This window comes from Myroides gitamensis (genome assembly GCF_029894455.1).
GTDB classification, from domain to species: Bacteria; Bacteroidota; Bacteroidia; order Flavobacteriales; family Flavobacteriaceae; genus Flavobacterium; species Flavobacterium odoratum.
Genome location: NZ_JARYHN010000001.1, coordinates 1,479,991 through 1,491,623, shown reverse-complemented (window position 1 = coordinate 1,491,623; position 11,633 = coordinate 1,479,991). Strand labels below are relative to the sequence as shown.

Here is an 11,633-nt window from a genome sequence, read left to right as displayed (position 1 = left end):
TAATTTTTAATGTTCGGGCGTGAATTTAAGGGCTAAGAAATCTGAATATAATAATCTGGCAATGTATGGCGTTGAACGGTGGTATTTGGCTAAGAGGAAAAGCTTTCAACCACCAATCTATCCAACAAATGCAAAGAAGGTCTTAGGGAATCACAATCCATTATTTTTGTATATATTTATCATCTAGACAATCTATCACCATGATTTTGCGTAAAAAAAGACACCAAATTACTTTTACCAAATGGTAGTTACCTAGTTAAAACCGTTTCCTAATTTTACAACAATGGAAAAATTAATTGAATATATTTTACAGTTTGGGAATTTAAACCAACAGCAAATCGACTTTATCAAAAGTAAAACAACATACTTGGAACTGAAAAAGGATGACTATTTTTCCGAGGCAGGGAAATCCCCTAATTACATTGGTTTCGTTTTAGAAGGTGTACTTCGATTTTGCTATTATGATAATAAAGGAGAAGATATTACGTATTATTTTATTAATGAAAATAGTTTTATATCAGACCAGCAAAAATTTGATACACAAACCGCTGCAACTGATTATATACAGGCCATTACCGACTGTAAGATGTTGGTGTTTTCTAAAAAGGATTGGGATGATATTTTAAACACAATCGTTGATTGGGACAAGATATCTGCAAAAATAGTACAAAAATGTTTTATGGACGCTATGGATAGAAGAAGTCCTTTAGTTTCAGAAGATGCCACTACCCGTTATTTATCATTCCTTGAAAAATACCCAATGCTTATCAACCGTGTCCCCCTTTCTTATATCGCTTCTTACTTGGGAATTACCCAACAATCGTTAAGTAGAATCAGAAAAAACATCCGCTAAAATAGCTTTTTACCAAATGGTAAATAGTTTCCTTTTTAAAATCAAGAACTTTGTGTCATTAATTTAAAACAACAAATAATGAGCAAAAAAATAGTTTTAATAACAGGAACAAATAGCGGATTTGGATGGCTTACAGCAAAAAGTGTTGCTGCATTGGGGCACACCGTTTACGCTACAATGAGAGATACCAAGGGCAAAAATTTAGATAAAGCACAAGCCCTTGCAGCGATAGACAATATCACTGTACTAGATGTTGCCTTAACAGATGAAGATAGTGTACAGAACGCCATCGAAACTATCATTTCCAAGGAAGGAACAATAGATATTTTAGTAAATAATGCTGGCTTCAGCAGAAATGGTATAGCTGAAAGTTTTACCACAGCCGATGTGCAAGAAATATTTGATATCAATGTTATTGCACCTTGGAGATTAATGAAATTGGTACTACCGCATATGCGTAAACAAGCAGAAGGCTTAATCATCAATATCACTAGCGGATTTGGAAGAGTTTCCTTTCCTTTTGCAGTTATGTACAGTGCTTCAAAATTTGGATTAGAAGGCATTAGCGAGGGTTTGCACTACGAAGTACGCCCCTTGGGTGTCGACGTTGCTATTCTACAACCAGGCGCTTTCCCGACTGAGATGTCGCAGAAACTCAGTTTTGGTTCGGATACTTCGGTGGTTGACGCATACGAACCTATTGCAGATTTTCCTAATAAGATGGGGGCGGCTGTTGGAAAAGCATTTGAAACTTTAAATCCCAACCCACAAGATGTTGCTGATGCCGTTGTGAATTTAATTAATTTACCAAAAGGAGAACGTCCACTAAGGACTAATGTTGATCCTTTTACAGGACAATATATCAATGCCGCAAATAATGCCGTGCAAGTTGAATTTAATAAAACTATAAAAGCATTTGGAATGGGAGATTTCTTGAAGTAAAACACTGATAATGTTCACTTTTCCATTATAGCATTAAAATTCAAAAACCTTCATTTTATTGAAGGTTTTGTTTTTTGAGGTAACTGAGTGAACTATCCTTTACCAATTCTTTTCTTCTTCCTCTTCATCTTATTAGCAAAATCCAACTCCTCGTAATCTTCACCTTGTGCTTCGGGTAACAGACCTCCTAAAGATTCAATTAAACCATATTCGTGTTGAGGTTCTGTATTTAGGAAATCAAATAAAGAATGAAGTTCTTCTTGCGAAAGATCCACATCATTAGTTCTAGATAGCTTCGATGATAATTCAACTGACTCTTTAATGTCAGGTTTTACACTTTTGTTCCAATAATCATTAAAAGTATTTGCCGATAATTCCTTTGACAAACGTGAACCATTCCAAACTGATTTAGAATTATGGTCGATAAAAGTCATTCCATAAATACGACCTGCGTCATTCCTGCGGACTACGATGTTAATGCCCTGTTCTCCTAATTGCTTTTTAAAAGCCTGCTCGTTGTTGGTAGACTTCAAAGCAGTGTTAACTACTGCTTGTAAGGTTTGTTTAGTCGGCGTTTTTTTCAGATTTTCTTTGCATTTCGAAAAGTGGCGTTCTAAAGCGGAAAGTCCTGCATTCTTCCCAAAAAGCGAAGCCTTAAACGGATGTCCAGCTCTTTCACCTTTCTCATTTAACGGTATGTACAATAACCCATGTTGTGCCTTTCCATGCAATTTGCCTTCCACTTTTTCGGTGGTAATATTGAACAGAGAAAGTAAAGCGTTATACTCTCCCAAAGTCTGAAACTGATAGTAATTCGGTAAGTGTCGAATGACTGATGCGACTTGACTTTTCACATCACCTGCTCGATAATCCACTGGACGAAAAATCTTATCTTTCTGCTTACGTTCCTTGTCTGTTGCAGGTATCAAATTATGTTTTCTTTCCAACTCTCGGCATACGTTCATCGATCGCATTTTCTCAAATTTATCCGAAATCTTTTTACCGTTTTCGTCCACACAAACCGATACAATATGAATGTGACTGCGGTCTATATCGGTATGTTTAAAGACTACAAAAGGCTGTTCACCATAACCCATTTCCTGCATATATTCCTGTGCCATTTCCCGAAATTTATCATCTGTTACTTGATCTTTAGGATCTGGATTAAGCGAAATATGCAACGTATGTTTTTCTGTATTTCGGTTTGCAATCAAATACGGCTCAAAAGATTGAGTTAATTGAGCAACAGAATACGCTCCGTTTGGCATTTCAATGATCTTATTAGCAAACAAAATTTGTCCACTTTCTCTTTCTCTACTTTCAGATTATTATACGCCAATGCACCGTATAAATTTGCACTTCTTCCAATTTTAGCTATCATTTTTAAGGTTTTTAGCTTCAAATTCTTCGGTTAACTGGATGATTTTTTGACATAATATTGCCATTTCAGCCGTCTGTTTTTCCAATTTATAAAGGAAAGCCGCTGCTTTTTTCTCCGAAAAATGACGGTATAACAGCTTTACAATTTGATTATAATTCACTCCTATATCGCGAAATTGACTATGAAACGAAGTCAATCGCATATAATAATCAACGGTTCCTTTATCAATTTTAACCGATTTCATTTCTTTTCCGAACAATTGAGATATGATAAACTTGGCTTTATTCGACATTCCTGATGCTTCAAAAAGCGCCAAAAGTTTAGCATTTTCCTCATCTGTCAAACGGAAAACGTGGCGGTTGGTACTGGGGTTAAGTTTTGGCTTGCGACCGCCCTTATTGTGTTTGTTGTTTTTACTCTCATTCATCACTAATCCATTTATAATTTATACGAAAAGCCGACTTCGGAGGATTTTTCTTGCTCCCTGCAAGGGCAAGTTGTTTTGAGGCACTAAACTCGGTTTCGAGTGCCTCAAAACACAACTTGCCGTGTTCTGGTGAACACAATAATTCCGATGAATCGGAATTGAATGTAACAGGGGGAAAACGGCTCCATGCCGTTGCTGTTACCTTCATTTTGTCAAAATCCTTTTGCATAAATCAGTTAATAAAATAACACTACACAAATTAAAGCTCTCTTTTTAAAAGAGTTGCACTATACAGTAGTGCCAAACACGACTTATAAACGCCAAAGGCTTCCGTAGCTAATCAATCGATTCAAAATGATGAGTTCTTTGTATTTGAATGTTGGCTAGAAGACCTTCCGTCCGTGGTGCTTGTTGGCTAGAATGCACACACGCAAGATTGTAGGGAGTCCTGATCTAAGGAGTGCAAGACGGCAAGAACGCAGGATCGCTTGCTTTCTAAACATCTTGCTGTTTTGAATGATAGACTGAATGAATGTTATCAATCCTGCTTGACAGGAAACATGAAGGAACGCAGTAATGCCAAACTGAACGAAAGCTATCACTCTGTAATTCCAGTAGGAAAAAAAACGGTCAAGAATACTAGAATTTTAAAATTTATAGATATGAATACAAAAAAGGAACCTCTGTTTATTGCCTTTTCTTCACAAAAAGGCGGCGTTGGTAAAAGTACATTTACAGCACTTGTTGCGAGTACGCTACATTATCGATTAGGCTATAACGTCGTTGTCTTCGATACGGATTTTCCACAACACAGCTTAACAAAAATGAAAGTCCGTGACTTGGCAATGGTAATGGAAAATGAACATTTGAAGAAGCTAGCGTACAATCAATTTATGACGATCAATAAAAAGGCATACGAGATTGTACAACACAAAGCAGACAGCGTATTGGAAAGAGCGCAGGAATACGTAAACTCCTCAGGCATTCCCATTGACGTCGTATTCTTTGACTTGCCAGGAACCGTTAATACGCCAGGAATTCTGAAAGCATTAGCAGGAATGCATCACATTTTCACGCCTATTACAGCCGACCGATTGGTCATGGAAAGTACCCTCATTTTTACACAGCTATTGCAGGATGTCATTATGAAAAAAGGAGAAACATCTATAAAAACCATTAACCTATTTTGGAATCAAGTGGATGGCAGGGAAAGAACGCCTTTATACGATGTGTACAATCAACTTATAGCACAACTAGGATTAAGTCTGATGCAAAGTCAAGTTAAAAACAGCACTCGTTTTCGTAAGGAAAGTGAAAACGATAGTAAAACCGTTTTCCGTTCTACGTTAATTCCACCTGATGAACGGCTGATGAAAGCTTGTCAATTAGATCTATTTATCACCGAATTTCTAAAAATCACTCAATTGTAAGCACGATGGAAAAATCAAACAGAAAAAAAATTACGCCTAATATTGATGAGGAATTGATGATGAACTTGATGGTAGATGGAGTACAAAAAGAAGGTTTACAGCTTCCTTCTGAACCGACGGAAGATCATGAAAAACAAGAAGAGTTACCCCGTAACAAACCTGTGCAACGAGAGAAAAACCGCAGCAAGAAAAGTCTTGATGGAAGTTATGGAGATCATTTTTTAAAAACACATTCAATGGCAAAACGAGGTGATAAAAGTATATATATCCGTCAGGAATATCACGAACGTTTATCCCGAATTGTACAGGTGATTGGCAAAGATGAGATTCCGCTTTACGCTTATCTAGACAATATCTTGGAACATCATTTTGAACTGTTTGAGAAAGCAATTACAGATGATTTTAACCAAAAGTTTAAACCCATTTTTTAAACCATTCGTTATGGAATTAGTAATTGTATTATGCCTGCTGATCATCATTTACCTGCTTTTACAGGATAAAATTGTCATTAAGAAACGATCGGAACAACACAGCATACAGAAAAAAGTGAATCCAGATTTACCCGATATTATGGGGCAGCCTAAACCTGTAAAAAGCCAATATCTGCCAAAGGCGTCCAATGAAAGCCAAATTACGGAACAAGAAATAAATCCAGCTAATTTAGACATAGAATACGACGAAAATGAAATCGTTAGTATTCAAATTCCGCAGGAAGAGCTGGACGAAGTTTTCAGTAATATGCCTGATTTTGAAGAAGAGGAAGACGAATGGAACAGGTATGGAATCTCTGGTAGCTATAACAGTCTTGCACAAGGGGTTACCTTTAATGAACTTAGCACTGTGAGGACATTGCTCCAAAAAGATGATTTGGAACATACCCAAAAGGAAACAGCAGTTGCCCTAGTTCAAAAATTGCATGGGACGGAGTTATTCAGCTTATTGGAAAATTCTATTGAAGGTGCTTCTCAAAAAATTGCCGAGCTTTTGGATAGCACACTTTCATCTGAAATCGAAACTGGTTCTTCCACCTTGCGGAAAAATAATTTAGAAGATTTTGATATTGGGGAGTTTGTGTGAGCAAACTCCCTATATTATTTTAATTTTGACAAATGAAAGCTTTAGTTTTTTATTGGTATTTTTCTATAGCTGCCTTAAACAAATTATCAGCCTCATCTTTAAATCTACCCTTATTACTTAAAAATGTTGTAAATTTTTCCGCAATATGTTTATAGATTATTTGATGTGCTTTGTTTTGTAAAAGATCTTCTTCATAAGGATCTAATTCAAAATCTTCATTAGTTGCAATATCAAGTAATTTGAGTAAGTCATCCTTTTCTATTTGGTCAATTTCCGTCCAGTCTGTTGGTAGATTTTTATCTTTTATAAAATAACCTTTATGGTTTTCAATTTTTAAGTATTTCATAAGCTTGTAGTTTTCTTTCATAGTAGGCTTCTTCGCCTGCTTCTAGACAATTAAATAAAATATCAATGTTTTGTATTTCCTCACCATCTGAATTTTTTAAAATTTTACTCATTGGGTGACCAAAATATACTTTATAAATCAGCTCATCACTTTCAATTATTTTGGTTGTATATACCAAATAATCTGGTTTTATAGACGCTCCAATTGTACTGTTATGTGTTACGACTATTACAGGAATTTCTTTTGATATTTCTTTTATCAGTTCGTTAACTTCGTTTTTAAGGAATATATTATCAAAAGATGATTCTGGCTCATCGATTAGTAAAATATCGTGTTTTAGTGCATCACTAATTTCGTGTAGAAGATTAAATTCAGACCTTTCTCCACCTGAAACTGGAAATCCGTGTTTATTTAAGGTTTTATATTCTATATCCACGAAATATTTATAATAATCGGTTTCTTCAATAGCTACATTTCTTAATGAAACTAAGAATTTATATGGATTACCATAATTATTGAAAGCATCACTGAATGTTAACTTAGACTTACTCTTCTTTTGTAATTGACTAGCACCAGTGTACCTCTTTGTTTTAGCAACAACTTTAAAACCTCTGATTTCCTTGCTATCAATAATTTTTTCAGTTTGAAGTTTTTTTGTTATCTCATCAAACTTATTAACCTTCATTTTATCAAATTGGATTTTATGGAAATCGACATCTTCAATAGATGTAGTAGATGATCTAATTCTCAAATCATCTTTTATTCTTTCAGCTAAATCGTTTACAAAACTTTTTTCAAGATTTTTAATATGTTTCTCTTTATAAACCTCAGTTAATTCGAAAAATAAGTCTTTCAAATTAGTGTCTGGAATATGTTTGTTAATAACACTTCTGTATTCTGTATTATCTAGTAATAATTTTGTTGCTTTTAATAGGGCTTTTAAATTATCTAAATCATCTAGTTCAAATTTAGTTTCATTGTAAAGCTTACATTTTGAAAAACTATCAAGCTTGTCACTTTCTGAAGCAAACTTTTTAAGCGATTCTAGATATTTTTCTACATTTTGATTATTAGTTTTAATATCAACTTCGTTAATCGCATAAATTACATCTTTAAATTCCTTAAGATAATTCTCAGAAACTAAACTGTGTCTTGTTGTAACCAACTCTTTAAATTTTTCTTCATCATTTTGTAATAAAGAAAATTGCCTAATGTATTTTACGTTTTCAAAACCATTTATTATCCTTTCTAAATTATAGGTTTTACCAGTTGAACGTTCACCAATAATAACGTTTAGTCCAGTAGATAATATAATTCCATCGTCTGTCGCTTGAAAAAACTCATTACCTTCTTCTTTAGAAAGGTATACTTTATTCTTATCAAATAAACATCCCTTTATTGATGTTAAAGAATCGTCAGCTGCATCAATGAATGTTTGACGGGTTGGAAAAACCGGCATATCTTCAACAAATCTACAATCGCTAAAAATTACAGGAACTAGTTTATCACTTTCAGTTAAGCACGCTTTGAATTTTCGAATGCTTGTTACTTCTCCACAAAAAATATTTTCCCCTAGTTTGGTTAGAGTTTCAATTTTAATATTAGGTTTTTTATCGTAATGTGGTATCAATAAATATTTAGACAATAATGGAAATATTTCAATCAATTGTTCATAAGAAATATAATCAGATTTTGTCTTAATTAAGTCAGTTACTTTTTTGCACTTTAATGCAAAATCATCTAATTCTTCATTTTCCGATATTAAAAGAATGTGACCAGCTTCTAGATCTATTTCTATTCCAGGAAAAACTTTGATTGATAACTCAGATGCTATATATTCAAATTGAGATTTGTCAAAAAGATTATGATTAGTAATTGCAATACAATCAATTTCTAATTTCTCAACATAATCTTTCAGTGAATTGAGGCTAAAAAAGAATTCTCTGTCACTTATAGAAGGTACAGTATGAATATGTAAATCAACTTTCTTCAAACTAAAGCTTATTTTGGTTAAAAATTACAGATAACTCATATATACACGTAAGTTACCAGTTCCTATTTAAAAAATTCTGTTATCCAGTTTTGCTAAGATACCCAAAAAACAACTACAAAAACTCTTTCAAGCATCTAAGTTATTTTCTTAACCTTTTCTATTCTTAAAAGCCACTCTCCGCCAAACAATTCCACTCACAACCACTTTAATACTTCGCATTGATTTCTGAAACACCTTTGTTCCAAAGCCCACAAGAAGTGGGAATACAATAACAAATTAATGTGTTTCAATTATGAAAAAACAAAGAAAAAAGATTTTGCTGGCAGCGGTCGCAATGCTGTCAGGAATTGGTGTATTCGCTCAAGGAAATGGAGCTGCTGGAATCACCGAAGCTACCCAAATGGTAACCTCTTATTTCGATCCCGCTACCAAATTGATCTACGCTATTGGAGCCGTAGTCGGATTAATCGGAGGAGTTAAAGTGTACAATAAATTTAGCAGTGGAGATCCTGATACCAGTAAAACAGCTGCAAGCTGGTTTGGTGCGTGTATCTTCTTAATTGTGGCAGCTACGATCTTGCGCTCCTTCTTCCTCTAATCCCTTGCCTTATGAAGTATCATATTAACAAGGGTATTGGTAGAACAGTAGAATTTAAAGGGCTTAAAGCACAATATCTGTTCCTATTTGCAGGTGGATTGTTGGGTACACTCATTTTCGTGATGATCTTGTATATGGCAGGTGTAAACTCATACGTCTGTTTACTTCTTGGAGCTGGTGGTGCCTCGATGATTATTTGGCAGACCTTTTCCCTGAACAGAAAATACGGTGAACACGGACTCATGAAAGTAGGTGCCAGAAAAAAGCATCCTCGTTACATCATCTGTCGTAAACCCATCTACCGCTATTTGAAATTCCCACCTAAATCGAAAGCCGTATGAAAAATATAGCAAAAACCACCACTTTAGAAAACAAGTTTCCGCTTTTAGCAGTAGAAAACAACTGTGTTCTTTCCAAAGATGCAGACATCACCGCCTGTTTTGAAGTACACTTACCCGAATTATTCACCGTAGCTTCTGCTGAATATGAGGCGATTCATTCCGCTTGGCACAAGGCGATCAAGACGTTACCTGATTTCACAATCGTTCACAAACAAGATTGGTATATCAAAGAAAACTATGCGCCCGATTTGACACAGGAAGACCAAAGTTTCCTGTCCAAAAGTTATCAAAGACATTTCAACGAACGTCCGTTTTTGAATCATTATTGCTATCTATTTCTAACCAAAACGACCAAAGAAAGAATGCGTATGCAAAGCAACTTTAGTTCACTTTGTAAAGGCACATTGATTCCAAAAGAAATCAGAAACAAGGAAACCATACAGCATTTTATGGAAGCAGTCGCTCAATTTGAGCGCATCCTCAATGACAGTGGTTTTGTGAGTTTGAAACGATTAAACGAAGACGATATCGTTGGAACAGACGAAAAACAGGGGGTACTGGAACAATACCTTACGCTTTCAAGAACAGCAGGAACACCGATGCAAGACATCGCTCTTGGAGCCGAAGAAGTTCGTGTTGGCAACAAAAGACTGTCTTTGCATACTTTGTCGGATACAGATGACTTACCCGCAACGGTTTCAGCAGATACCCGTTTTGAAAAAACTATCAACCGATCGCAGTGATTGTCGTTTATCGTTTGCCGCTCCAGTGGGTTTGTTGTTGAGTTGCAACCACATCTACAATCAATATTTGTTTTTAGATAACAGCGAAGACAACTTGCAAAAATTCGAGAAGTCTGCACGAAATATGCATTCGCTCGCAAGGTATAGTCGTGCCAACCAAATCAACAAAGAGTGGATTGAAAAGTATCTGAATGAAGCCCATTCATTTGGTCTTTCTTCGATTAGAGCCCATTTTAATATCATGGCTTGGTCAGAAGATCCTTCAGAATTAAAACAATTGAAAAACGATTGTGGTAGTGCATTGGCATTAATGGAATGTAAACCTCGTCACAACACAACCGATGTAGCGACCTTGTATTGGGCAGGAATGCCTGGAAATGCAGGTGATTTTCCTAGTGAAGAAAGTTTCTATACGTTTATAGCACCCGCTTTGTGTTTTTTTACCGAAGAAACCAACTATCACAATTCGCCCTCTCCTTTCGGTATCAAGATGGCTGATCGATTAACAGGTAAGCCGATCCACTTGGATATATCAGATTTACCAATGAAACGAGGGGTAATTACAAACCGCAACAAGTTCATTTTGGGACCTTCGGGTTCAGGAAAATCCTTTTTTACCAATCACATGGTCAGGCAATATTACGAACAAGGTGCGCACGTATTGTTAGTAGATACAGGAAATTCCTATCAGGGATTGTGTGAACTCATTAAAGGGAAAACCAAAGGTGAAGACGGCGTTTATTTCACCTATACCGAAGACAATCCGATTGCATTTAATCCTTTCTATACCGATGATGGCGTATTTGATATTGAGAAACGGGAAAGTATCAAAACCCTGATATTAACCTTATGGAAACGTGATGATGATCCGCCAACTAGATCCGAAGAAGTAGCTCTTTCCAATGCGGTAAGCGGTTACATTGAACACATTAAAATGAGCAATGTTAATCCATCTTTCAACGGTTTCTATGAATATGTAAAGGGAGATTATCGCAAAGTACTGGAAGAAAAACAAGTCAGAGAAAAAGATTTTGACATCGCCAATTTCCTCAATGTATTGGAACCTTATTACAAAGGAGGTGAATACGATTATTTGCTCAACTCCGACAAGCAGTTAGACCTGCTTTCCAAACGCTTTATTGTTTTTGAAATTGATGCAATCAAGGGTGCGCCCGTCAAGGTTGCATAAGAAATGTCCTTTGGCAAGGACTAGGTAAGTGTTCTTTGAGAAACCTATCATCACTCGGCTTATCTGAAAGGGAAATTAACCAGACAGGGAGTGTAGCATGCCGAGAAGACCATAAGTCAACTAGTTATCAAGTTGCGACTGAATGGACAGATGAAAAGACAGTTATGAGGATAAAGTCTGTATTGATTGAACGATAATCCAAGCGGTTTTACGCGTACCTGCGACGTTAAGATAACTATACTCGTCGTACTGTGATTCACTTTTTCCAGTCCTTGAGGAGAAGGTGCAAGAACTAATCACAGCGCAACTACAA

At 35.7% G+C, this 11,633-nt stretch carries 10 protein-coding genes and 2 pseudogenes; 8 read left to right on the top strand and 4 right to left on the bottom strand.

Annotated features, from left to right (window positions below):
* The first annotated feature begins 283 nt into the window (after positions 1 to 283).
* Together M2306_RS06485 and M2306_RS06480 are read left to right on the top strand one after the other, a co-directional pair.
* Entirely contained in the window at positions 284 to 853 is a 570-nt protein-coding gene (locus tag M2306_RS06485) for a Crp/Fnr family transcriptional regulator (protein ID WP_259190151.1), read from the top strand.
* A 78-nt stretch (positions 854 to 931) separates the two neighbouring features.
* Positions 932 to 1,795: an SDR family oxidoreductase gene (locus M2306_RS06480; RefSeq protein WP_259190152.1), complete on the top strand. Its 864-nt coding sequence runs from the start codon at positions 932 to 934 to the stop codon at positions 1,793 to 1,795.
* A gap of 92 nt (positions 1,796 to 1,887) precedes the next feature.
* Here the strand turns inward: M2306_RS06480 and mobB are convergent.
* Both mobB and mobA read right to left on the bottom strand, forming a co-directional pair.
* Positions 1,888 to 3,176, bottom strand: a pseudogene (mobB, locus tag M2306_RS06475) (conjugal transfer protein MobB).
* The gene (gene mobA / locus M2306_RS06470) at positions 3,166 to 3,603 is read right to left on the bottom strand and encodes a conjugal transfer protein MobA (protein ID WP_259190154.1); all 438 of its coding nucleotides are present in this window, start codon (positions 3,601 to 3,603) and stop codon (positions 3,166 to 3,168) included. Before mobA ends, mobB begins: the two are co-directional and overlap by 11 nt.
* Positions 3,604 to 4,265: 662 nt before the next feature.
* On the opposite strand from mobA, the gene M2306_RS06465 reads away from it, so the two are divergent.
* Genes M2306_RS06465 through M2306_RS06455 form a run of 3 tightly spaced genes read left to right on the top strand, consistent with a single transcriptional unit; the run spans position 4,266 to position 6,110 of the window.
* Entirely contained in the window at positions 4,266 to 5,033 is a 768-nt protein-coding gene (locus M2306_RS06465) for a ParA family protein (RefSeq protein ID WP_259190155.1), read from the top strand.
* Between the two features lie 5 nt (positions 5,034 to 5,038).
* Positions 5,039 to 5,464, top strand: coding sequence for a DUF3408 domain-containing protein (locus tag M2306_RS06460; protein ID WP_259190157.1), 426 nt, complete (start codon positions 5,039 to 5,041; stop codon positions 5,462 to 5,464).
* Positions 5,465 to 5,474: 10 nt separating this feature from the next.
* Entirely contained in the window at positions 5,475 to 6,110 is a 636-nt protein-coding gene (locus M2306_RS06455) for a conjugal transfer protein TraD (RefSeq protein WP_259190158.1), read from the top strand.
* Positions 6,111 to 6,159: 49 nt separating this feature from the next.
* Here the strand turns inward: M2306_RS06455 and M2306_RS06450 are convergent, their stop codons facing one another.
* Positions 6,160 to 6,456: a hypothetical protein gene (locus M2306_RS06450; protein ID WP_259190163.1), complete on the bottom strand. Its 297-nt coding sequence runs from the start codon at positions 6,454 to 6,456 to the stop codon at positions 6,160 to 6,162.
* The gene (locus tag M2306_RS06445; RefSeq protein ID WP_259190164.1) at positions 6,437 to 8,449 is read right to left on the bottom strand and encodes a histidinol-phosphatase; all 2,013 of its coding nucleotides are present in this window, start codon (positions 8,447 to 8,449) and stop codon (positions 6,437 to 6,439) included. Before M2306_RS06445 ends, M2306_RS06450 begins: the two co-directional genes overlap by 20 nt.
* Positions 8,450 to 8,741: 292 nt before the next feature.
* On the opposite strand from M2306_RS06445, the gene M2306_RS06440 reads away from it, so the two are divergent.
* From M2306_RS06440 to M2306_RS06430, 3 genes and pseudogenes are all read left to right on the top strand, one after another.
* The gene (locus tag M2306_RS06440) at positions 8,742 to 9,047 is read left to right on the top strand and encodes a DUF4134 domain-containing protein (protein ID WP_125019749.1); all 306 of its coding nucleotides are present in this window, start codon (positions 8,742 to 8,744) and stop codon (positions 9,045 to 9,047) included.
* 11 nt (positions 9,048 to 9,058) lie between these two features.
* Positions 9,059 to 9,388 carry a DUF4133 domain-containing protein gene (locus M2306_RS06435; protein WP_259190168.1) on the top strand — a complete coding sequence of 110 codons (330 nt, stop codon included), beginning with the start codon at positions 9,059 to 9,061 and terminating at the stop codon, positions 9,386 to 9,388.
* Positions 9,385 to 11,296, top strand: a pseudogene (locus M2306_RS06430) (TraG family conjugative transposon ATPase); the annotation flags it as partial. The gene M2306_RS06435 and the pseudogene M2306_RS06430, both read left to right, overlap by 4 nt.
* Between the last annotated feature and the right edge of the window lie 337 nt (positions 11,297 to 11,633).

Coding starts and splice junctions, on each gene's coding strand:
- M2306_RS06455 (WP_259190158.1), top strand. CDS start 5,475: ATGGAATTAGTAATTGTATTATGCCTGCTGATCATCATTTACCTGCTT.
- mobA (WP_259190154.1), bottom strand. CDS start 3,603: ATGAATGAGAGTAAAAACAACAAACACAATAAGGGCGGTCGCAAGCCA.
- M2306_RS06485 (WP_259190151.1), top strand. CDS start 284: ATGGAAAAATTAATTGAATATATTTTACAGTTTGGGAATTTAAACCAA.
- M2306_RS06450 (WP_259190163.1), bottom strand. CDS start 6,456: ATGAAATACTTAAAAATTGAAAACCATAAAGGTTATTTTATAAAAGAT.
- M2306_RS06460 (WP_259190157.1), top strand. CDS start 5,039: ATGGAAAAATCAAACAGAAAAAAAATTACGCCTAATATTGATGAGGAA.
- M2306_RS06440 (WP_125019749.1), top strand. CDS start 8,742: ATGAAAAAACAAAGAAAAAAGATTTTGCTGGCAGCGGTCGCAATGCTG.
- M2306_RS06435 (WP_259190168.1), top strand. CDS start 9,059: ATGAAGTATCATATTAACAAGGGTATTGGTAGAACAGTAGAATTTAAA.
- M2306_RS06480 (WP_259190152.1), top strand. CDS start 932: ATGAGCAAAAAAATAGTTTTAATAACAGGAACAAATAGCGGATTTGGA.
- M2306_RS06465 (WP_259190155.1), top strand. CDS start 4,266: ATGAATACAAAAAAGGAACCTCTGTTTATTGCCTTTTCTTCACAAAAA.